Source organism: Clostridium sp. UBA5988, from assembly GCF_002435615.1.
GTDB classification, from domain to species: Bacteria; Bacillota; Clostridia; order Clostridiales; family Clostridiaceae; genus Clostridium_J; species Clostridium_J sulfidigenes.
In genome coordinates, this window is sequence record NZ_DJBA01000065.1 from 1 (window position 1) to 21,440 (window position 21,440).

Genomic DNA, 21,440 nt, shown 5'->3' on the forward strand with positions numbered 1-21,440 from the left:
GGTGAATAATTCAGGATAAATACTTAGCAAAACAGGAACAGTTTTCTTTTAAGGTTGTTGTTATAATAAAATTAACTTATTAGAAGGGGGCAGTTAGAGGTGACATTGAATTAAAGAAAGAATGGAAAATCGTATTAGTACAAGGTCATTGTATAGTATGTCCCCCAATAAGTATTTATGATAAATCAAGGAAGAAAGGTGATAAATGATGTTAAGTTATTATGGTAGATTATCTTCAGAAGTATATGATATGGATAAGCCTATAGGGCATTCTTTTGGAGATGTAGAATTTTACATGAATAGATTAGAGTCTTGCAAAGGACCTATTCTTGAACCTGCAACAGGAACGGGGCGTATATTAATTCCGCTTTTAGAAAAAGGATTAAATGTGGATGCATTTGATATTTCAAAAGAAATGTTAAATATATGTGAGCATAATTGTAAAGAAAGAGGTTTGAATCCTAAACTTTTTGAAGCTAAAATGGAGTCTTTTTCACAAGATACAAAATATGATGCTATTATAGTGCCAACGGGAACCTTCCTTCTACTACATAATAGAGAAGATTCAATAAAAGCATTACAAAACTTTTATAGGCATTTGTCTAATGGTGGTAGATTAATTGTTGATATATTTTTGCAAACAGATATTTCAACAGGTACAGTTTCCACAAAAACTTGGGACTGCACTAATGGAGATATAATCACATTAGAAAATAAAATTGTAGAGGTTGACTATATAAATCAATATACCATTTCCCATGGGAGATATGAAAAGTGGCGTGAAGGGGTACTTTTACAAACTGAATTGGAGCGGTTCCCATTAAGATGGTATGGTGTAGAAGAGTTCAGACTAATACTTGAAAGTATAGGATTTAAAAATATTGTGATTTCTTCAGACTATAAATTTGGTCAGTATCCATCGAATTCTGAGCAAGTCGTTACCTTTGAAGCTGTTGCTGTTAAATAGAAGTATCTTAATGTTCCCTCAGACTACGGTTTGAGGGATTTTTCCTTTAGGGAGTGAACAAATACGAAAAAGTAATGGCTTTGTGTGGTAGATATAAAAAGTTATATTTAAATTTTTGATTAATTATAAATGTTAACGTAGATAAAAAATTACAAATAATATAATATTAATATATAATATTCTCGTATGAAGGTGAAATTTATGAAATGGTTACTAGAAAAATATAATGTGAAAACTATAAAACCATATTTATGGATATTTTCCATAGGAGTAATTAGTATATGCTACTTTCTTATAAATCATTATCAAAATCCCAAATTACATTCTTTATATACAGATATAGATGATTTAATTCCTTTTGTAAGTGTATTCATTATTCCATATATGATGTATATGCCAAATTTAATAATCTCACTTATAATAATGTGTTATTGTGATGAGGAAAGATATTTCATTTCACTTTTGACTTTAAATATAGTTAATTGTATTTGTCTTATAATTTATCTAAATTTTCAAACCTATGTTCCAAGGCCAATAATAATCCATGATGATTTTCTATGCAATTTTGTAAAGTTTATTTATAGTAGGGACAACCCCTATAATTGTTTTCCTAGTATTCATGTAGCAGCAACTTTTTCAGCTTTAAAGGGAATAAATAAGCTTAAAAATATGACAACAAAATATAAGATTGGATTTAATATAGTTGGATGGTTAATTATAATCTCAACTCAATTTGTAAAACAACATGTGATTATAGATTTGTTGGCTGGATTAGTTTTAGTGGAGGCTGTTTATAAGATTATAGAATACTTATTTTACAATAAAAATTACCTAAAGGGATTTATTAAAAATAAAAAGAAAGATGATGAAAAGGGTATGGCACAATAACTATGAAGTTGTGATATTATCCCCTCTCAGGCTTATGTTTGAGAGGGGTCTTTTTATGGTGTCATTTTTCTTGTTCTTTTATAAACATATTTTTAATTTTGTGCTGGGTAACTACAACATATCAAAGAAATCCATGTAATTAATTTCCATATCAAAGTTAGAGCTGAAGATATAATGAAATTTAATGTATAGGTAAATTCAATTAAATGGCAACTTTCTATTTGAAATTCAAATTAGACTGCCTTAAGTGTAAAAGCTATAATTAAGAGTATTGATGTATGGAGGGGAATTATGGGTACTAACATAAATATTGTTTCGGGATTTTTAGGGTGTGGAAAGACAACATTTTTAAATAAAGTAATTCCAAATATGCAAGGAAGTAATGCTTTAATTGAAAATGAATTTGGCAATATTGGCATTGATGGGGATTTAATACAACATAGCCTTCCAATTAAAGAGATTTATTCAGGATGTATTTGTTGTACAGTTAAAGAAAATTTTAATAAAGCCTTAGAGGAGTTAGTCTTAGAGTATAAACCAGATAATATATTTATTTAGCCTTCTGGTGTAGGTAGTTTATCAGATATACTAAAGGTTTGTAATAGGGTTTCCTCAAATTCAACCTTAAATGTAAAGATTAGGGATGTTATCACCATTGTAGATGTAGATTCCTTCAATGATTACAGTGAGAACTTTGGAAGTTTTTATTCAGATCAAATAGAAAATGCTCAGATAATTTTTTTAAGTCATTTTGAGAATCTAGTGGATAGTGAAGTTGAAGAGATTATTGAGAAAATAAGTTTAATAAATCCCAAGGCTACAATTTTTAAAGAGCCATGGATTTCTTTATCAGGGGAAGAAATTGTTGAAACAATAAACAGTATGGAATCCTATGATATTGAGTTAAAGGATAGGCCTGCCTTTCTGGCAGCTAATAAGATGTTTGAAACTTTTTCTATAGATAAGCTAAGGGCTTTTTCAGAGGAAGAAATAGATAAAATATTACTTTCTTTAAATCAACAGGAGTATGGTTTTATTGTAAGAGCTAAGGGAATTGTTCAGCTTTCTACAAAGAAACTGGTTTACTTTGATTATACCCCACATCATTATCATTGGGAGTATTTAGAAACGGTAAAAATCACAAAGGTAACCGTAATTGGCAGTAACTTAGATAAGAAAAAAATAGTAGGAATTTTTTATTAATAAATTAGGGGGAGTACCATGGGAAAAATAATTGATTATAAATGTACATATGGTAATGAACAGGTAATTAGTAAAGAAATTATTGAAAAAACCAATTTGAAGTTTCCCGATGCATATAAAAATTGGGATAGTATGGTGACACTTGCCAAGGAGCTTAAGGAATACTATAAGGCAAATGTTTGTACACTACCCTTCTGTCATACTGTGGAAGGGGAGGCACTAGGGGGAAAAGTTAATCTTGGGGATGAGAACATAGGACCAAGAGCCAAAGAATATATTTGTACAACTACAGAAGAACTGCTAGATTTACCTAAAATTGATTTTTCAAAGGGAAGAATTTACGAAGTATTAAAAGCCTGTAAATCTTTGAGACAACAAGGTGAAAATGTGGTTTTAAATGTTTCGGGACCATTTACAATAATGAATGTTTTAATTGAACCAAGGGTTGTTTTCAAAAGCTTTAGAAAGAATCCAGAGTTAATTAGGGAAGTTTTTAATAAATTTCAACATGAAATAATTGAATTTATAGAAGAAGCACAAAAAGTAGGAGTAAACATCATTAGCTATGCAGATTCTTCTGGGGGAGTTAATATTCTTGGACCTAAGTTTGCAGAACAAGTAGTGGAAATGTTTACTTATCCTTTATTAAAAACAATGGATAAAATCATAAATGAAGAAATCATAATAGTACTTTGTCCGAAAACTACTTTTTCTTTACTAGGAACAGATAAAGCAGTGTGGAAGGATGTTTCCTTAGGAGGACCTTCAAACTATGAAGAAGGCTGCATCAAGGCTATTGGACTAGCAAAATTTGTTGGACAAACATGCATGAAAAATAAAGATTTTCAGTTAAAAGATGGGGTTATTAAAACCCTTGAATTACTATAAATAAATAACACCTTAAAAAGAAAAATGCTTAATATAGCTTAGAAAGAAGGATGTAATATGATATCTCCAAGAGAACGATTAAATATGGTTTTGAGCGGAGAACAGGTTGATAGAGTTCCATGTATTTGTCCTGGTGGCATGATGAACATGGTTACAACAGAAGTAATTGAAGACCTTGGAATAGATTTTTCAAAGGCTCATAGTAATGCGCAAACTATGGCTGATTTGGCTACTGCAGTATATGAAAAGGGCTGTTTTGAAAATTATGGAGTTCCTTTTTGTATGACCATTGAGTCTGAAGAGTTTGGAGCAACGGTGAATATGGGGTCAAACATATATGAACCTCATGTTGTGGAGTATGCAATAGATTCAGTAAAGGAATGGACGAAACTCCATGAAATTAATTTTCAGGAGGGAAGAGCTAAAGTAGTTATTGATGCAATTAAATTATTAAAAGCAAAGGGAAATAATGTTCCTATTATAGGGAATTTAACAGGGCCAATAAGCACTGCTAGTTCTGTTATGGAACCTGTAGTATTTTATAAAGAGCTGAGAAAAAACAATGAAGAAGCTCATAAATATGTTGATTATGTTACGGATCAATTAATTTTATTTGCAAAGAAACAAATAGAAGCAGGGGCAGATATAATTGCTATTTCTGACCCTAGTGGAACTGGTGAAATCTTAGGACCTAAGCTATTTGAAGAATTTGCTGTGAAATATATTAATAAGCTAGTGGATGCTATTCAAGAATTAAAGGGAAAAACCATTGTGCACATATGTGGCCAAATGAAAAATGTGTATAAAGAGGTAAATAGAATAAAAAGTGATGTTCTAAGCTTTGACTCCATTGTTAGTATGAGTGAGGCACGAAAGAATTTAGGAGACAGATTACTTATGGGTAATGTAAGTACCTATACAATTGAATTTGGAGAGCCTAAGAAGGTTTCAGATTTGACTGAAAAATGTGTTAAAGATGGAGTGAACATAATTTCACCTGCCTGTGGACTTGGAATGAAATCTCCTCTTACAAATGTCAAAGCAATCCTTGAGACTTTAAAAAAGGAGATGCTATAGAAATGCCTAAGATTTTTATTAAACAGTTAGGTAAGGACTTTGAGTATGTTCCAAAGAAAAACTTACTACAGCTTTTATTAGAAAATGATATTTTTGTAGACAATCCTTGTAATGGAAATGGTACTTGCGGGAAATGTAAGGTCAGGATTTTGGAAGGAAATCTTCCTCCACTTTCCAAAGGGGAAAGAAAGCTATTGAAAGAAGATGAAATAAACGCAGGCATAAGGCTTTCCTGCTTGGTAGTACCAGAAGAAGATATTAAAGTTGAAATTCTTCAAAAGGAAAGAAAACATAAAATACTTACTACTGGGTATGTACCTGAATTTGAGTTTAATCCTGCCCTTTGTAAAAAAATCTTTGAAATAAAAATGCCTACTTTAGAAAACCAAAGTCCTTTTGAAGATTCTTTATGTGAGGCCCTTGGGACTAAAAAGGTAAATTGGAAATTACTAAGAGACTATGAAAGCAGCTATGGAACTGTAACTGGAGTATTTAATGACAGCGAGTTAATTGCCATTGAAGCAGAGGATACTACTGAGTTTCTCTATGGTGTTGCCATTGATATTGGAACTACAACGGTGGTTGCAGCATTAATTGATATGAACAATGGTGAGGAATTAGCTACAGCTTCAAGAATTAATCCCCAAAAGAAGTTTGGGTTAGATGTTTTAACTAGAATAACCTATGAATTAGAACATCCAGAAGGTTCAAAAGAAGAGTTACAGAAAACCATTGTTGAGGCTATCAATGAAATGGTTGAAGAGCTATGTAGTGAGGGAAAAGTAAGAAAAGAAAATATTTATGAAATTTCTATTGCTGCAAACTGTACCATGATGCATTTCCTTTTAGGTGTTGATGCAACATCAATTGGAAAATCTCCCTATGCTCCCGTATTTACAAAGGCAAAAAACATATCAGCAAGTGACCTTGGTATAAAGGCTGCTAAGTGTGCAAGAGTATATTGCCTTCCTTCAGTATCCTCTTATATTGGAGCTGATATAGTGGCAGGTGCCTATGTTTGTGAATTGCATAAAGCTGAGGAAAATATACTATTTATAGATATTGGAACTAATGGAGAGATAGTTTTATCTAAGGGTGGAAAGTTACTTTCCTGTTCCTGTGCAGCAGGACCAGCATTAGAAGGAATGAATATAAGTTCAGGTATGAGAGCAGCAGAGGGCGCTGTTGAAGATGTGGAAATCACTGAAAAAGGAGTATACCTTAAGGTTATAGGAGAGGAAGACCCTATAGGGATATGTGGAAGTGGAATACTAGCAGCAGTGAAAGAGCTTCTTAGAACAGGAATTGTAAAAAACAATGGAGCATTTATAAAAAAAGAACAGCTAGAAGAATCTGATTATCGCTATGAAATGATACAATTAAATGGGAATAAAAGAGAATTTCTATTGAAAAGTACTCCAGAGCAGCTACTAATAACCCAAGGGGATGTTCGTCAGGTACAATTAGCAAAAGGAGCTCTCCTTTCAGGATTTTACGCTTTGTTAAAACAGGCTAAGATTGATATGAGTGAATTAGATAAGGTGATGATAGCTGGACAATTTGGCGCTCATCTACCAGCAGATAGCCTTGTAGGAACAGGAATTTTGCCAGAAGAGGTAAAGAATAAACTAGTATATGTAGGGAATTCTTCTAAAACTGGAGCATACATGGCACTTATGTCTGTTAAAGTTAAGAAAGAAATAGATGAATTAGCAGGTGAAATGGAGTACATGGAACTTGGAGCCTCAGAGGGATATGAAAAATTATTTTCACAGTGTCTTATATTTGGAGATAAATAAGAAATCCCATTAAACAGATAAATAAAAGGCATATGACGTAGAGCATAGGTCATAAAATAAAAATATATGAATTACCTTTGAAAAAGCATAGGTAATTCATATATTTTTTTATTCTCGTTTAAGTAGAGAACCCAAATCTATGATTTGGTGTAAATCACTTACTCAGCGAACGCAGTGAGTCGAGTTTCAATTATTAAGTTGTTAGCTCTCTATTTGCTGTGAAATAAATTGCTTAATTTTAGATAAGCCTCCATGCTTAAATTTTAAGGTATAGTAATCCTTTGAAATATTAATAAGCTCAATATCAATTATATCTAAATTTAACAGTGCTTCCTCTATTTTTTCTAAAGTTCCATCTTGGGAATTTTCAATATCTGCTTGCTTTGTTTTTAATCTTATCCATTCCATAAGCAGAGTATTATAGTTGTTTTTTATAAAATCCATATTCAGGCCTCCTTAAAGTAAAATTATAAAATATAAGAATCATCGATATTACTCTTTATATTTTATAAATCTGTGTTTTATACCTTTTGGAATAAATTTAATTGTATTTGGGTATAAATATAATTAAATATAATCACTTATATTTTAACATAATAATATAAAATATAATATAACTAATCAAAGTATAGTTTAATCTAACTTGATTAATTATAACTATATATATATAATGATATATAAGTGATAATAATTGAATAAGTCAAGGGTAAGTAGAAAGCTTAACTTGTGAATTAACATATTTAGATTTTAAATTAAAAGCAAATAGAAAGATCCTAAACATAAATGGGGGTAAATTTTAATGAATGATAATATGAGTGATAATGAGATTATGACTGTTAGTGAGGTGGCAGAATATTTCAAAATAAGTGAAGTTACTACATATAAACTAGTGCAAGAAGGGAAAATTCCAGCCTTTAAAATTGGTAGGCATTGGAGAGTAAAAAGAAGTGATTTAACTGAGTTTATTGAAAAGTTAAAACGAGGAGAAAGAATATAAACTTAGTTTATAATAGGAGGATATGTTTTGAAAAGTAAGATTAAAAATAAAATTAGGGTTATATCTCTAGGGGGACTGGGAGAAATTGGTAAAAATATAACAGCCATAGAATATAAGGATGAAATTATTGTAATAGATTGTGGAATTTCATTTCCAGAGCCAGATATGTATGGTGTTGATCTAGTTATTCCAGACGTAACTTATTTGCTAGAAAATAAGGATAAAGTAAAAGGTTTTTTCTTGACTCATGGACATGAGGATCATATAGGAGCATTACCTTATGTGTTAAAACAACTTAATGTTCCAGTGTATGGAACTCGTCTAACTTTAGGGTTGGTGGAAAGTAAATTAGAAGAGCATAATATACTAAAAGATTGTGACCTTAATGTTGTGAAAGCTGGAAGTACTATAAAGTTAGAAAATATAAGTGTAGAATTTATAAGAAATAGTCATAGCATTGCAGATTCCTGTGCTATTGCAGTGCATACACCTATCGGTAGAGTTGTTCATACCGGAGATTTTAAAGTAGATTATACTCCAATTGATGGAGAGGTTATGGATTTACAAAGACTTTCAACCTTGGGAAAGCAAGGGGTATTATTGCTACTTGCTGATAGTACTAATGTGGAACGTCAGGGGTATACCATATCAGAAAAGGTAATTGGAGAATCTCTTAATAGGATTTTTGGTAAAGCAACAGGAAGAGTAATAGTGGCAACCTTCGCATCAAATATCCATAGGCTACAACAGATTGTAAATGCATCTATTTTCTATGAAAGGAAAATAGCCTTTAGTGGAAGAAGTATGGAAAAAATATCTCAAGTAGCAATGAATCTTGGGTATTTAAACATTCCTGAAGAGAGTATTGTTGGTATAAATGACATTGGTAAGTATGATAGTGAAAACATTACAATAATCACAACTGGTAGCCAAGGTGAGCCGATGTCTGCACTTACAAGAATTGCTGCAGGAATACACCGAAGTGTTCAAGTAGAAAAAGGTGATTTGGTTATTATATCTGCATCTCCAATACCAGGAAATGAAAAGTGTATATCAAATGTAATAAATGATTTATTTAAAAGGGGTGCTGAAGTTATATATAATTCCTTAGAAGAAATCCACGTTTCAGGGCATGCTTGTCAAGAGGAATTAAAGCTAATCCACTCTTTAGTTAAACCAAAATACTTTATGCCTGTACATGGAGAGTATCGTCATTTAATGCAGCATGGATTACTTGCTGAGAAGTTAGGTATGGATAAGTCTAATATATTTGTATCCCAAGTTGGTGATGTATTGGAAGTCCATAGCAAAGCAGCTACCATATCAGGTAAAGTAAAAACAGGAGCAATAATGGTAGATGGACTAGGTGTAGGAGATGTTGGAAGTAGTGTATTACATGATAGAAAATTATTAGCACAGGATGGAATTCTAACGGTAGTAATTACAATTAAAAAAGATTCTTATACTATAGTAGCAGGACCAGATATAATAACTAGAGGTTTTGTTTATGTTAGAGAATCAGAAAACATCATTAATGAAGCAAGAGATATTGTGTTAAAAGAAGTTGAAAAGAAATTAGCAGCTAAGGATATGAGTAGAAGAAATATAAAATTTGCAGTTAAAAACTCTCTATCACAATTCATATATATGAAGATTAAAAGAAGACCAATAATTATGCCAATAATTATGGAAGTTTAAAATGTAAAAACAATTATAGATTATCTATTTATTTAAAAACTATCAGAAGACAATATAATAGTAAATTATAATAAGCTTTGAATCTTGTAAATTAGATTCAAAGCTTATTTGTTTTGAGTCCTAAAATAATAATTACAAAAACATATTGACAGTTATCTATGTGTAGTCATATAATGGATATAGACAGTTATCTATGTAACTTTTGAATTGAGTTAAGTAAAAAAAGTTCACTTTGCAATATTGGAATTAATTAAAGTTAAAAAATATAATTTAAGGAGATGGGAATGTGTTTATATTTGAATGGTTAAATAATCAACTATTGAAAATGGAATGGCTTAGTAATTTAGTTACCCTTATAGTAAAAAATTTATTTGGCCTAGATGTTAATAGCAGAATTGGAGGAAGTATTCACTTCTTTATATATGATGTTATAAAGATATTCATACTACTTTCAGTATTAATATTCTTAATTTCATATATACAAAGTTTCTTTCCACCAGAGAGAACTAAGAAAATTTTAGGAAGATTTAATGGTATTTGGGCCAATATATTGGGTGCCTTACTTGGAACTGTTACACCTTTTTGTTCCTGCTCATCCATTCCTTTGTTTATAGGATTTACTAGTGCAGGTCTACCAATTGGGGTTACATTTTCATTCTTAATATCTTCACCTCTTGTAGATTTAGCTTCCGTTATTTTGCTTGCAAGCATATTTAACTGGAAGATTGCAATTGCTTATGTGGTTGTAGGTCTTGTTCTTGCAGTTATTGGAGGCTCAATTATTAGTAAATTGAAACTTGAAAAATATGTAGAAGCATTCGTTTTTAACAATAAGATGATTGAAGTAGAGCAAGAAGAGCTGACTAAAAAAGATAGGATGATTTTTGCTAAAAATCAGGTTTTGGACATTATAAAAAAAGTATGGCTTTATATTTTAATCGGTGTAGGAATTGGAGCTGCAATTCATAACTGGATTCCAGAGAATGTAATTACTGCTGTTCTTGGTCAGGATAAATGGTATTCTGTTCTAATAGCAACTTTTGTAGGAGTTCCTATGTATGCTGATATTTTTGGAACTCTACCAATTGCAGAAGCATTGGTGCTTAAAGGGGTAGGGATTGGTACAGCCTTATCATTTATGATGGGTGTAACTGCACTTTCCCTTCCATCTATGATTATGCTAAAGAAAGTAGTTAAACCAAAACTTTTAGGTATTTTTATAGGAATTGTTACTATAGGAATCATTATCATAGGTTATGTCTTTAATGCTTTTGGTTATCTTCTACTATAAGATTACTTATTAAGATATTTTATAATTTTAATAGAATATATTTTATTTAGATTTTTAAAAATAATATTTAAGGGGTGATATGTATGTTAATTAAGATTCTGGGATCAGGATGTAAAAAATGTGTTACATTAAAAGAAAATACTGAAATAGCATTAAAAGAAACAGGGATGGAAGCTGAGATAATTAAAGTTATGGATTTTAAGGACATTATGGCTTATGGAGTAATGACAACTCCAGCACTAGTTATTAATGAAAAAGTTGTTTCCTTTGGAAAGGTATTAAAACCAAAAGAAATTATAAAGATTCTTGAAGGTTTTAAATAAAAGTTTATCAGTAAGTTTTTAGGGACCTATGGGTTGTCTTTCTATTACCATTCTTCGTAATACGTGTGATATGGTAGTTAGGTAACCTATAGGTCTTAATCTGTTTATTTATGTTAGAATTGTTAATTCAAGAAAATTGCTACTTTTCTTTTCTCAGAAAGAAGAAAAAAACTGTACATTTAGATGAACTTTCTGAACAAAAAGATAATTTTAATTTTAAACAAATAATATCTTCAACAGAAGAATCTATGGAAATTCACGAAATTCTTCATAATCTTGACGAACCATATAAAGAAGTATTTTCACTGCGAGTTTTTGGAGAATTGAGCTTCAAACAGATTGCATGTTTGAATTAAAGGATTTACAACGTCATCATATTCTGCAGCAAGGGATTTTTTTGCTATCTTGCTAGTGATGATTCTACTATACATTGGATTCCTATCTGCTATCAGTTTAATAAGAGAATATAGAAATGGTAAAAGTCACTAATATTTAAGTAGATTTTTTAAAAATTAATTTACTTATAACAGAAACACATAATATATCTTCTATTACAAAATTTCGAGGGTCTAATTAATATTGGGAAAGCAAATATTATGTGGTATAATAAGAAATAGTAGGAATGGATTGTGAAAAAATAAATAAATAAAATTCCAAATAATAAATTTAAAATTAGGGGGAATAAAAAAATGGTAAGATATCGTTGTTCAGTATGTGGTTATATTCATGAAGGGGAGTTGCCAGAAGGTTTTAGATGTCCTAAATGTAAACAACCAGCCTCAGTATTTGTTAAAATTGAAGAAGAAAAAGAGACTAAAAATATTTATGCAGGAACAAAGACAGAAAAGAATTTGATGGAAGCTTTCTCAGGTGAAAGCCAGGCGAGAAACAAATATACATACTTCGCCAATATTGCACAAAGAGAAGGATATGATCAATTAGCTGAAATTTTTCTAATGACAGCTAGAAATGAACAAGAGCATGCTCGTATATGGTATGAAGAATTGGGTAATTTGGGAAAGACTGCTGAAAATCTTTTACATGCAGCTGAAGGTGAAAACTATGAGTGGACAGACATGTATGATGGTTTTGCAAAGGATGCAGAAGCGGAAGGATTTAAGGAGTTAGCTGAAAGATTCCGTAGAGTGGCTGCTATTGAAAAATCTCATGAAGAGCGTTATCGTAAATTACTAAAAAATATTGAAATGCAACAGGTATTTGAAAAAGGTGAAGAAACTATGTGGGAATGTCGTGTTTGTGGACATCTTGTAATGGGAAAAAAGGCTCCTGAAGTTTGTCCTGTATGTAAATATTCTCAAAGTTATTTCGAAGTTAGAAAAGAAAATTATTAGTTGTAAGCCGTCACTTATTGTGGCGGTTTTTTTATTTTGCATATTAATATCAATGGATAGTTCTTTATATAATTCAAAGTAATAGTTTATAAATATGTAAACATTATAATTTTTATTGACAATGGATAATATTTTTGTTATTGTTTAAAAGTATGAAATTTGTGTGAACTTATATTAGGAGGATATTATGCAAGAAACAAAGGTTAAAGTAGTAGTAGCTGATCCGTCGGCAATAGGTTTATTTGGACTAGCAATGGTAACATTAGTAGCATCATCTCAAAAGTTAGGATTAACAGAGGGAGTATCTTTAGTATTACCATGGGCAATATTTTTAGGAGCAACAGCACAATTGTTGGCTTGTTTAAATGATTTTAAGCATAACAATACTTTTGGAGCAACTGCTTTTGGTGCTTATGCATTCTTTTGGTATGGTGTTGGTTTTACTTGGTTAATTCAAAATGGAGTATTTGGACCAGCCCTAGCAGCTAAAGCTGACATAAATCAATTAGGAGTTGCTTATTTAGGGTATTTAATTTTTACAATATTTATGACTATAGGTGCAATGGAAACTCATAAGGTGTTATTTACAATATTCCTATTGATAGATTTCCTATTCTTAGGATTAACACTAACAACTTTTGGAATAATGGAGCATGGAACACATATGCTAGCTGCTTATTCTGAGTTAGGAATAGCTTTAGTATCTTTCTATGGTTCAGCAGCTGCAGTATTAAATACTCACTTTGGAAGAGTATTTTTACCTGTTGGAAAACCTTTTGGAATATTTAAGAAGTAATATTTAGGTGATGAATTTTTTCATCACCTTTTGTATATCCATGATATACAAAATTAGATTCTAATTTTAAAGTAATTATAATAGTTTAAAGCCTCCTAGAATAGTTTAAAAGCTATCTAAGGAGGCTTTTATCTTTATAAATATAAGAATTACACTAGTATTTAATTTTTATTTAGAAATATTTATTTTTTTACCTTCTTTACGCCACTTACTAAATTCAGCTGTTGCTGTGAAAAGTGCATCTGTGGATGAGTTAAGAGCAGTTTCAGCAGAATCTTGTATAACACCTACGATAAAACCTACACCAACTACTTGCATAGCAATGTCACTTGGGACTCCAAATAAACTACATGCTAGAGGGACAAGTAATAGAGAACCTCCAGCCACTCCAGAAGCACCACAAGCACTTACCGCAGAAAGCACACTAAGAATTATTGCTGTACCAATATCTACTTGGATACCAAGAGTATGAACAGCTGCAAGAGTTAAAACAGAAATAGTAATAGCTGCACCAGCCATGTTGATTGTGGCGCCCAATGGAATTGATACTGAATATGTATCTTTGTCTAAACCAAGTTCTTCACATAAACTCATATTTACAGGAATATTAGCAGCAGAACTACGTGTAAAGAATGCTGTAATTCCACTTTCTTTTAAGCATTTAAATACAAGTGGGTATGGATTTTGACGAATAGCTACGTACACCATAATTGGATTTACTACAAGAGCTACAAAAACCATACTTCCAAGTAGAAGTAAAAGTAATTTTCCATAGCTAAGAAGTGAAGCTATTCCACTTGTAACGATAGTATCAACTACAAGTCCCATGATTCCTAAGGGTGCAAAGTTTATTACCCATACAACCATTTGAGATAATGCATCAGAAACATTGGAAATTATTAATTTTGTAGAACTTGCAGCATTTTTTAAGGCAAAACCAAGAATTACTGCCCAAGCTAATATACCAATATAGTTAGCGTTAAAAAGTGCTTTTACTGGATTATCAACTAGGTTTAATAGTAATGCTTTAAGAACTTCTACTACACCGCCAGGAGGAGTAATGTTTTCTACCCCAGCTACAAGGGTTAGGGTCACCGGGAATAAAAAGCTTCCAATAACAGCTACTAGTCCGGCGAAGAATGTTCCTAAAAGATAAAGAATAATAACGGTTTTCATATTGGTTTCATGACCACTTTTGTGTTGGGAAATAGCACTGGTTACCAAAAATAAGACTAGGATAGGTGCAATTGCTTTTAAAGCACCTACAAATAAAGATCCAAAAATTGATAATGGTTTTGCTACATTAGGAATGGTTACGGCTAATATAATACCTATGATTAAACCTATGATTATACGTTTTACTAAACTTAATCCATTCCATTTCTTCATTAGATTCTTCATAATATTTTCCTCCTATAACGTTAAATAAAAAAAATAAGTTTCTGTGGCTTTAAATTTGTTACTAGGAAATTCTTTGGTAAAAATAAGTTTATCATGAATCTTCACTAATGTGAAGTGGAAAAGCATAATGAATTTTCAATTAATTAATGGTCACCCTTACATAAATAACCTATATAATAAACAATTTGAAAATAAAATTTGTTTTGAAAATATATCTTAAGTCCTATAAACACTTAACTTATGGGGTGTGTAAATATAATTTTTAATATTGATAAAATCCATTAAAATGCAAGAAAAAAATTTTTTCAAGCATTATGGAAAGATGCCACCACATATCTCTATACTATTTTGGGATAACAGTTCTAAAATTATTCATTGAAAATAAAAATTTAAATGAGAATACAGATTTTACTGATGTTAGAGTTATTGGATTTTTACTAGAATATGTGTATTATTTAAATAGTAAATATAAAAGTGAAGTTACTGTAAAAAATTAGTGGTAAGAGAGAATTTCTAAGGTGTTGAAAGTGTTATAGAATAGGATTATTTTGCATGAGTATTTGGAGGTAGAAGTATGGCAAATGTTATATATAGAAAATTAGAATTAGAGGAATGTAAGTATATAAACAAAATGAATCCATCTCAATATGTAGGAAAAGCATGGAGAGATGTGGATGGCAAACGTAAATTAGTGGAAATAAATTACCAAGATTGTGATTGGCCAAACGGCTATGAATATCATCTCAGAAATTTGAAAAAAACTATCTTAAGTGGTGGAAGTGCCATTGCTGCTTTTGATGATAATAATAAATTACTGGGGTTTTCAACAGTTAATCGTGAATTTTTTGGTGAAAAATTTAATTACGTTTTATTAGATCAACTTTTCATAACCTTAGAATGTAGAAATAAAGGAATAGGAAAAAATTTATTTATGCTTTCTGCAAATGTTGCAAGAGAGTGGAAAGCAGATAAAATTTATATTTGTGCAGGTTCTGCTGAAGAAACAATTGCATTTTATTTTTCAATAGGCTGTAAAGAAGTAGAGGAAATAAATAAAGAACTATATGAAAATGATCCAAGGGATTACCAATTAGAATTTTCATTATAAAAATCACACATATATTATTTGTTTTAGCAATAAAAAAACAAGGATACTGTGTAAAAATTACAAATATCCTTGTTTTATGTAACTTAGCTTAGGATTTATTTTTTTCCATAAATGCAGGAATACTTTCTGCAAAAAATCTCACAAAGGTGTCTTTAAATTCTTGATCTTCCTGTTTTAAAACCCCTAGGGAATATTGCATTGCAACACCATCTAGAGCTGCTATTAAAATAGCAGCAAGACTTTTTTTACAGTTTTTATTTTCGATACCAAATGCGTAGAAGTACATATCTGCTACCTTGTTTATTATTTCATTATAATCTTGTTTAAGGCTTTCACTAAGAGAGCCACCTTTGGATAATACGTAGCCTATTAATAAAACTAAAATGCGTTGCTCATCAACCTTAGACATACGTTCTCTAACTTTATTACTAATTTCATTTAACATATTTTCAGTGCTTTTAAGATTACTACTTTCATCTTTTTCAGAAAGTTTTTGAGCAAAGTACATAGCTTCCTTTACTGCGTGGTAGAATAGCTCGTCCTTATTCTTAAAATGATGATATATTGCACCAGTAGTAAGCCCAGCAGCTGAGGCTATTTGACGCATACTTGTTTCTTCAAAGCCATTTTCTATAAATACACTAATTGCAGCATCTAAAATATGTTGCTTTTTTTCATTAGGTTCATTAGCGTTCATTTTATTCACCCCATTTAATGATAGTATATCATATTTTTACAACATCATGGTTCACGTATCATAGGACTATCATATTAAAGACATAATAGTCTGCACTTTCATAACATATTTACTATTTAGAATGTTAATTCATTGACAAAGGTAGGTGCATATTATATTATAAACATAACAACTGTTATGTTATATTGTGGAACGGTTGGTAATAATATATTGTAACCTACTTCAATAAAGTAACTTAAATTAAATATGAAATGGGGGAGAGTTTACATGGAGGCATTTAAAGTTTTAGAAATTAAGCAAAGTGTTTTTGACAACAATGATCGTCAGGCTGAGCTACTTAGAGAAGAATTGAAAAAAGATGGGGTCTTTTTATTAAATCTTATGTCATCACCTGGTTCAGGGAAAACAACAACTGTTTTAAGAACAATTGAAGCTCTTCAAAATGAAATGAACATTGGTATTTTAGAAGCTGATATTGATTCAGATGTGGATGCACACAAGGTTTCACAGACTGGAGTTAAAGTAATTCAACTGCATACAGGAGGAATGTGTCATCTTGATGCTGATATGACTAGACAAGGTTTAAAAGGTCTTGGAACAGATAACATTGATTTTGCAATATTAGAGAATGTTGGAAACTTAGTGTGTCCTGCGGAATTTGACACTGGTGCATCAAAAAATGCTATGATTCTAAGCATACCAGAAGGAGATGACAAGCCTTTAAAATATCCTTTAATGTTTTCAATAGTTGATGTTTTATTAGTCAACAAAATAGATGCGGCGGACTATTTTGAATTTGATATGGAGGCAGTAAAAGAGAGGGTAAAAAAACTGAATCCAAATATTAAAGTTATTCCAATTTCAGCTAAAACTGGAGAGGGAATTGGAGAGTGGGCTGACTGGATACGTGGACAAATAGATAATTGGAAAAATAAATAACTTTAAATAATTCATAACATTAAAAATATTATAAACTTTCTTTAAAATATTTTGACTATATATAATAATCAGCATCTTTCGGTTACTTTTGTTTTAATAACTTAATAAAACCTAAAAGTGCTGATTATTTTAATATAATTAATACTAATAATGAGTGTTGCCATCTTTGCAATCCATTGTAAACACTGGTGTTTATAGTTTTGTTTATGATGACATATAATTATTTTGGGGAGGGATATTATATGGTCAAGGAAAAGGTACTTGATCTTGCAAATCACATCAGTAATAAGAAACGTGGCTCGAAAAATGAAATCAAAGCTACAGATCCCGAGTATATGATTCTTGAACCTGTTGTTTCAGAAGAAATGGCAGAAGTGGTACTTTGTATGGAAATACGTAAAAAGGTTACGGCTAAAGATGTTGCTCCTTTATGTGGCAAATCTGTAGAGAGAACAACAGAACTTTTGTTAGAACTAGCAGATGCAGGGGTTTGTTTTGTAAATGAAATTGATGGGATAGATACATTTTGGTATGAGACCTGGGTTCCAGGTATCATGGAAATGATGGTTAACAATAAGGAGAACGTTAAAAAGTATCCTCAGATTCCTAGGGCTTTTGAAGCTTATGGAAGAGTAAGAGGACCTAAGACAGCAGGAAGTTTTCCTGTAGGAGTAGGTCTTATGCGTGTTATACCTATAGAACATGCCATTGAAGGTGAAACTAGAAGAGCATCCTATGAGGAAGTTTCTAAGTATCTCAATGATAATGATATTTTCTCAGTTGCTGATTGTTCATGCCGTACAGCAAGAGAAGCTATGGGAGAAGGCTGTGGTCATCTTAAGGAAGATATGTGCATTCAGATGGGTCACGCAGCAGAATACTATATACGTACGAAGAGAGGTAGACAGATTACTCGTGAAGAAGCTTTTGAAATTATTAAGAGAGCAGAAGAAAACGGTTTAATGCATCAAATACCTAACTTAGATGGTTCTGGTAAAACTCATGCTATTTGTAATTGCTGTGGATGTTCTTGTCTGGCTTTAAGAACTGCTAGTATGTTTATTAACGCTGACATGGTACGTTCAAACTATGTTTCTAAAGTGGACAAAGAAAAGTGTGTTGCCTGTGGAGAGTGCGTTCAGAATTGTCCTGTTAATGCACTACAATTGGGGCAAAAGTTATGTTCAAAAACACCAGTAACTACTGAGATAAAGAGAATTGATACTCCACGAGATACTGAATGGGGTCCAGATAAATGGAATCCTGATTATAGAACCAATAGAAAAGATGTAGTTGATACAGGTACAAGTCCTTGTAAAACCAATTGTCCAGCTCATATTGCAGTTCAAGGTTATGTTAAACTTGCTTCTCAAGGAAGATATAGGGAAGCTCTTGAACTTATCAAACAAGAAAATCCCTTTCCTGCAGTATGTGGACGTATTTGCCCAAGAAAGTGTGAAACAGATTGTACTAGGGGAGATATTGACGATCCAGTTGCTATTGATGAAATCAAAAAATTTATTGCTGAACAAGATTTAAATACTGATCATAGATATGTGCCTAAACGTAAGCACCAGTACGGTAAAAAAATTGCTATTGTGGGAGCAGGGCCTTCAGGTCTTAGTTGTGCATACTACTTAGCCATTGATGGGTATAAAGTAACTGTGTTTGAAAAAGAAAAGGTTCTTGGTGGAATGTTAACTTTAGGAATACCTTCATTCAGACTTGAAAAGGATGTAATAAATGCTGAAATTGACATACTGAAAGAATTAGGTGTTGAATTTAAGACAGGGGTTGAGGTTGGAAGAGATATAAGTCTTAATGAATTAAGGGATCAAGGTTATAAAGCCTTCTATATTGCAATTGGTGCGTGTATGGGAAGGAACCTTGGCATTGAAGGTGAAGATGTAGAAAATGTTATAACCGGTATAGATTTTATGAGAGATGTTAACTTGGGTAAGGAGTTAAAACTTGAAGGCAATGTAATCGTAATCGGCGGTGGTAACGTTGCTATAGATGTGGCGAGAACAGCTACTAGAATTGGAAATACACAAGTTAAAATGTACTGTTTGGAAAGTCGTGAACAAATGCCTGCACTGCCAGAGGAAATTGAGGAAGCATTATCAGAGGATATTGAAATTAATAATTCTTGGGGACCAAAGAGAGTAATTGTTGAAAATGGTCGTGCTACAGGAGTGGAATTCAAGAAATGTATTTCTGTATTTGATAAAAGTGGAAGATTTAATCCATCTTATGATGAAAATAACACTATTATAGTTAAGGCTGACACTGTACTACTTTCAATAGGTCAAGGAATGAATTGGGGAGAACTTTTATCGGATAGCAAAATTGAACTAAATAGAAATAATACTATTAAAGCAGATCCATTTACATTACAGACAGGTGAACCTGATGTTTTTGCTGGTGGTGATGCATTAACAGGACCTAAGTTTGCAATAGATGCTATTGCTTTAGGTAAGGAAGGTGCAATTTCAATTCATCGCTATGTTCAGCCAGGACAAAGTTTGGTTATTGGTCGAGATAGAAAAGAGTATCATGCATTAGATAAGGAAAATATAGAACTTCAAGGATATGATAGTACTCCTAGACAGAGCATAGGTCATGTAGATGGAAGTAAATCAAGAAAAACCTTTAAAGACTTACGCGAAACATTTACTGAAGACCAGATAAAAAGAGAAACAGAACGTTGTCTTAGCTGTGGTGCAACGGTTGTAGATGAATTCCTGTGTGTAGGATGTGGTCAATGTACCACTAAATGTAAGTTTGATGCTATTTCCCTTGTAAGAAAATATGATGGTGAGGGTGTAGCCTATGAGGATCTAAAACCTGTAGTTATAAAGCAAATTCTTAAACGTAAAGTGAAAATTACAACTAAAAAAGTAAAGAAACTTTTTAAATAACTTAGTTAACTATAAAAGATTTTATAAAGTAATTTTAAATTTAAATAGGGGTAGAGGGTGAATAAAATGTTTGAATTTAATTATGTTGAAGGAGCAACAATGTTTTCTGCATGGGGAATGTGGTTTGTAGTATTTGCAGGTTTGTTTCTATTCAATGAATTTTCTAGAAGACAGAAGTGGGCAGGATTTTTTAGTTTTGTTATTCTGCCAATTATTTTAACAGTTGTTTGGATGACTGTTTTAAAGGATGTTACCTATACTGACTGGTTCCATCTAGCTAAAGTTTATTCTGCAACAGCAGGATGTATTGGCTTTTGGTGTATTCGTCATATTGAGAAAAAGGATAAAATTACTGGTGAGATTGTTTGGAGACTCGCTGATAATAAAATTGCACTATGCTTTCCACCATTGATTCTAGCTATTAACATTATAGAAGCAGTGGCAAGAGATATTGAGGTTGGATCCACTTATTGGATGATAAATTCAGGAGCTATTGAGGGAGAAGTAGTAGGTGTAATGGGTGGTCCATGGAATTATATGAATGCAGCGGCTGGTATACTAAATATTATTGCTATAACTGGTTGGTTTGGAATAGTAATTAGAAAACAAACTAAAAAGGACAAAAGTAAGGATATGCTATGGCCTGATATGCTCTGGTTCTGGATTATTGCATATGATTTATGGAATTTTGTATACACTTATAATTGCATACCTACTCATTCTTGGTATGCAGGCTTAGCATTACTCATTGCACCAACTCTTTGTGCATTTACTGTTGGAAAGGGTGCTTGGCTACAGCATAGAGCTCAGACCTTAGCTGTATGGTGCATGTTTGCTCAAACTTTTCCAAATTTCCAGGACACAGGAATGTTTGTAGTTAAATCAACTTACAATACTACTATTTATACAATTTTAGGAGCTATAGCTCTTGCAAGTAATATAGCTGTATTTGTTTATATGATATATAAAATAAGGAAAACTAAGAGAAATCCATACAAGGGAGAACTTTATACTGACCTTGATGAGTTTAAAGAAATTAAAATGATGATGTAAAGCAATATATATTATGATTATAGAAGGCAAAAAATAGGCCTA

20 protein-coding genes and 2 pseudogenes are annotated in these 21,440 nt (G+C 31.7%); 19 read left to right on the forward strand and 3 right to left on the reverse strand.

What is annotated here, in order from left to right:
- Positions 1 to 208 precede the first annotated feature (208 nt).
- From B3J31_RS13995 to B3J31_RS14025, 7 genes and pseudogenes are all read left to right on the forward strand, one after another.
- A complete protein-coding gene (locus B3J31_RS13995; protein WP_346868402.1) occupies positions 209 to 967 on the forward strand; it encodes a class I SAM-dependent methyltransferase in 759 nt (252 codons plus the stop codon).
- A gap of 201 nt (positions 968 to 1,168) precedes the next feature.
- The gene (locus B3J31_RS14000) at positions 1,169 to 1,855 is read left to right on the forward strand and encodes a phosphatase PAP2 family protein (RefSeq protein ID WP_346868401.1); all 687 of its coding nucleotides are present in this window, start codon (positions 1,169 to 1,171) and stop codon (positions 1,853 to 1,855) included.
- Between the two features lie 291 nt (positions 1,856 to 2,146).
- A pseudogene (locus B3J31_RS14005) lies at positions 2,147 to 2,623 on the forward strand (GTP-binding protein); the annotation flags it as partial.
- A 171-nt stretch (positions 2,624 to 2,794) separates the two neighbouring features.
- Entirely contained in the window at positions 2,795 to 3,058 is a 264-nt protein-coding gene (locus B3J31_RS14010; protein WP_346874151.1) for a GTP-binding protein, read from the forward strand.
- An 18-nt stretch (positions 3,059 to 3,076) separates the two neighbouring features.
- The gene (locus tag B3J31_RS14015; protein ID WP_346868400.1) at positions 3,077 to 3,946 is read left to right on the forward strand and encodes a uroporphyrinogen decarboxylase family protein; all 870 of its coding nucleotides are present in this window, start codon (positions 3,077 to 3,079) and stop codon (positions 3,944 to 3,946) included.
- A gap of 57 nt (positions 3,947 to 4,003) precedes the next feature.
- Entirely contained in the window at positions 4,004 to 5,023 is a 1,020-nt protein-coding gene (locus tag B3J31_RS14020) for a methylcobamide:CoM methyltransferase MtbA (RefSeq protein WP_346868399.1), read from the forward strand.
- Positions 5,024 to 5,025: 2 nt separating this feature from the next.
- The gene (locus tag B3J31_RS14025; protein WP_346868398.1) at positions 5,026 to 6,822 is read left to right on the forward strand and encodes an ASKHA domain-containing protein; all 1,797 of its coding nucleotides are present in this window, start codon (positions 5,026 to 5,028) and stop codon (positions 6,820 to 6,822) included.
- A 201-nt stretch (positions 6,823 to 7,023) separates the two neighbouring features.
- Here B3J31_RS14025 and B3J31_RS14030 read toward each other — a convergent pair whose 3' ends face one another.
- Entirely contained in the window at positions 7,024 to 7,266 is a 243-nt protein-coding gene (locus tag B3J31_RS14030) for a hypothetical protein (protein WP_150844981.1), read from the reverse strand.
- A 355-nt stretch (positions 7,267 to 7,621) separates the two neighbouring features.
- Between B3J31_RS14030 and B3J31_RS14035 the strand changes: the two genes are divergently transcribed.
- The 7 genes and pseudogenes from B3J31_RS14035 to B3J31_RS14065 all read left to right on the forward strand — a co-directional run bounded on the left by B3J31_RS14035 (position 7,622) and on the right by B3J31_RS14065 (position 13,279).
- Positions 7,622 to 7,819 carry a helix-turn-helix domain-containing protein gene (locus B3J31_RS14035; RefSeq protein ID WP_198028608.1) on the forward strand — a complete coding sequence of 66 codons (198 nt, stop codon included), beginning with the start codon at positions 7,622 to 7,624 and terminating at the stop codon, positions 7,817 to 7,819.
- Positions 7,820 to 7,846: 27 nt separating this feature from the next.
- A complete protein-coding gene (locus B3J31_RS14040; RefSeq protein WP_346868397.1) occupies positions 7,847 to 9,517 on the forward strand; it encodes a ribonuclease J in 1,671 nt (556 codons plus the stop codon).
- A gap of 286 nt (positions 9,518 to 9,803) precedes the next feature.
- On the forward strand, positions 9,804 to 10,808 hold the full coding sequence (locus B3J31_RS14045) for a permease (protein ID WP_150844983.1): 1,005 nt from the start codon (positions 9,804 to 9,806) through the stop codon (positions 10,806 to 10,808).
- Between the two features lie 83 nt (positions 10,809 to 10,891).
- Positions 10,892 to 11,131, forward strand: a complete 240-nt coding sequence (locus B3J31_RS14050) for an MTH895/ArsE family thioredoxin-like protein (protein ID WP_150844984.1) — start codon at positions 10,892 to 10,894, stop codon at positions 11,129 to 11,131.
- Between the two features lie 254 nt (positions 11,132 to 11,385).
- Positions 11,386 to 11,481 (forward strand): annotated as a pseudogene (locus tag B3J31_RS17025) (sigma factor-like helix-turn-helix DNA-binding protein); the annotation flags it as partial.
- Positions 11,482 to 11,820: 339 nt separating this feature from the next.
- Complete coding sequence (gene rbr / locus B3J31_RS14060) at positions 11,821 to 12,483, forward strand: rubrerythrin (protein WP_150844985.1); 663 nt, start codon at positions 11,821 to 11,823, stop codon at positions 12,481 to 12,483.
- Between the two features lie 187 nt (positions 12,484 to 12,670).
- The gene (locus B3J31_RS14065) at positions 12,671 to 13,279 is read left to right on the forward strand and encodes an acetate uptake transporter (RefSeq protein ID WP_346868396.1); all 609 of its coding nucleotides are present in this window, start codon (positions 12,671 to 12,673) and stop codon (positions 13,277 to 13,279) included.
- Between the two features lie 168 nt (positions 13,280 to 13,447).
- On the opposite strand, the gene sstT is transcribed toward B3J31_RS14065, so the two are convergent.
- Positions 13,448 to 14,680, reverse strand: a complete 1,233-nt coding sequence (sstT, locus tag B3J31_RS14070) for a serine/threonine transporter SstT (RefSeq protein WP_150844987.1) — start codon at positions 14,678 to 14,680, stop codon at positions 13,448 to 13,450.
- A 314-nt stretch (positions 14,681 to 14,994) separates the two neighbouring features.
- On the opposite strand from sstT, the gene B3J31_RS14075 reads away from it, so the two are divergent.
- Positions 14,995 to 15,177 carry a hypothetical protein gene (locus B3J31_RS14075; RefSeq protein ID WP_346874148.1) on the forward strand — a complete coding sequence of 61 codons (183 nt, stop codon included), beginning with the start codon at positions 14,995 to 14,997 and terminating at the stop codon, positions 15,175 to 15,177.
- A gap of 77 nt (positions 15,178 to 15,254) precedes the next feature.
- Positions 15,255 to 15,788, forward strand: a complete 534-nt coding sequence (locus tag B3J31_RS14080) for a GNAT family N-acetyltransferase (RefSeq protein ID WP_346868395.1) — start codon at positions 15,255 to 15,257, stop codon at positions 15,786 to 15,788.
- An 88-nt stretch (positions 15,789 to 15,876) separates the two neighbouring features.
- Here B3J31_RS14080 and B3J31_RS14085 read toward each other — a convergent pair whose 3' ends face one another.
- Positions 15,877 to 16,485: a TetR/AcrR family transcriptional regulator gene (locus B3J31_RS14085; RefSeq protein WP_346868394.1), complete on the reverse strand. Its 609-nt coding sequence runs from the start codon at positions 16,483 to 16,485 to the stop codon at positions 15,877 to 15,879.
- 267 nt (positions 16,486 to 16,752) lie between these two features.
- Between B3J31_RS14085 and hypB the strand changes: the two genes are divergently transcribed.
- From hypB to B3J31_RS14100, 3 genes are all read left to right on the forward strand, one after another.
- Positions 16,753 to 17,424, forward strand: coding sequence for a hydrogenase nickel incorporation protein HypB (gene hypB, locus B3J31_RS14090; RefSeq protein WP_150844990.1), 672 nt, complete (start codon positions 16,753 to 16,755; stop codon positions 17,422 to 17,424).
- Between the two features lie 242 nt (positions 17,425 to 17,666).
- The gene (locus tag B3J31_RS14095; RefSeq protein WP_150844991.1) at positions 17,667 to 20,345 is read left to right on the forward strand and encodes an FAD-dependent oxidoreductase; all 2,679 of its coding nucleotides are present in this window, start codon (positions 17,667 to 17,669) and stop codon (positions 20,343 to 20,345) included.
- Between the two features lie 66 nt (positions 20,346 to 20,411).
- Positions 20,412 to 21,398, forward strand: a complete 987-nt coding sequence (locus B3J31_RS14100) for a DUF5692 family protein (RefSeq protein WP_346868393.1) — start codon at positions 20,412 to 20,414, stop codon at positions 21,396 to 21,398.
- Positions 21,399 to 21,440: the final 42 nt, after the last annotated feature.

Excerpts from the sequence above, each read along its gene's own strand:
- B3J31_RS13995 (WP_346868402.1), top strand. The coding sequence starts at position 209 with ATGTTAAGTTATTATGGTAGATTATCTTCAGAAGTATATGATATGGAT.
- B3J31_RS14000 (WP_346868401.1), top strand. The coding sequence starts at position 1,169 with ATGAAATGGTTACTAGAAAAATATAATGTGAAAACTATAAAACCATAT.
- B3J31_RS14010 (WP_346874151.1), top strand. The coding sequence starts at position 2,795 with ATGTTTGAAACTTTTTCTATAGATAAGCTAAGGGCTTTTTCAGAGGAA.
- B3J31_RS14015 (WP_346868400.1), top strand. The coding sequence starts at position 3,077 with ATGGGAAAAATAATTGATTATAAATGTACATATGGTAATGAACAGGTA.
- B3J31_RS14020 (WP_346868399.1), top strand. The coding sequence starts at position 4,004 with ATGATATCTCCAAGAGAACGATTAAATATGGTTTTGAGCGGAGAACAG.
- B3J31_RS14025 (WP_346868398.1), top strand. The coding sequence starts at position 5,026 with ATGCCTAAGATTTTTATTAAACAGTTAGGTAAGGACTTTGAGTATGTT.
- B3J31_RS14030 (WP_150844981.1), bottom strand. The coding sequence starts at position 7,266 with ATGGATTTTATAAAAAACAACTATAATACTCTGCTTATGGAATGGATA.
- B3J31_RS14035 (WP_198028608.1), top strand. The coding sequence starts at position 7,622 with ATGAATGATAATATGAGTGATAATGAGATTATGACTGTTAGTGAGGTG.
- B3J31_RS14050 (WP_150844984.1), top strand. The coding sequence starts at position 10,892 with ATGTTAATTAAGATTCTGGGATCAGGATGTAAAAAATGTGTTACATTA.
- rbr (WP_150844985.1), top strand. The coding sequence starts at position 11,821 with ATGGTAAGATATCGTTGTTCAGTATGTGGTTATATTCATGAAGGGGAG.
- B3J31_RS14065 (WP_346868396.1), top strand. The coding sequence starts at position 12,671 with ATGCAAGAAACAAAGGTTAAAGTAGTAGTAGCTGATCCGTCGGCAATA.
- sstT (WP_150844987.1), bottom strand. The coding sequence starts at position 14,680 with ATGAAGAATCTAATGAAGAAATGGAATGGATTAAGTTTAGTAAAACGT.
- B3J31_RS14075 (WP_346874148.1), top strand. The coding sequence starts at position 14,995 with ATGGAAAGATGCCACCACATATCTCTATACTATTTTGGGATAACAGTT.
- B3J31_RS14080 (WP_346868395.1), top strand. The coding sequence starts at position 15,255 with ATGGCAAATGTTATATATAGAAAATTAGAATTAGAGGAATGTAAGTAT.
- B3J31_RS14085 (WP_346868394.1), bottom strand. The coding sequence starts at position 16,485 with ATGAACGCTAATGAACCTAATGAAAAAAAGCAACATATTTTAGATGCT.
- hypB (WP_150844990.1), top strand. The coding sequence starts at position 16,753 with ATGGAGGCATTTAAAGTTTTAGAAATTAAGCAAAGTGTTTTTGACAAC.
- B3J31_RS14095 (WP_150844991.1), top strand. The coding sequence starts at position 17,667 with ATGGTCAAGGAAAAGGTACTTGATCTTGCAAATCACATCAGTAATAAG.
- B3J31_RS14100 (WP_346868393.1), top strand. The coding sequence starts at position 20,412 with ATGTTTGAATTTAATTATGTTGAAGGAGCAACAATGTTTTCTGCATGG.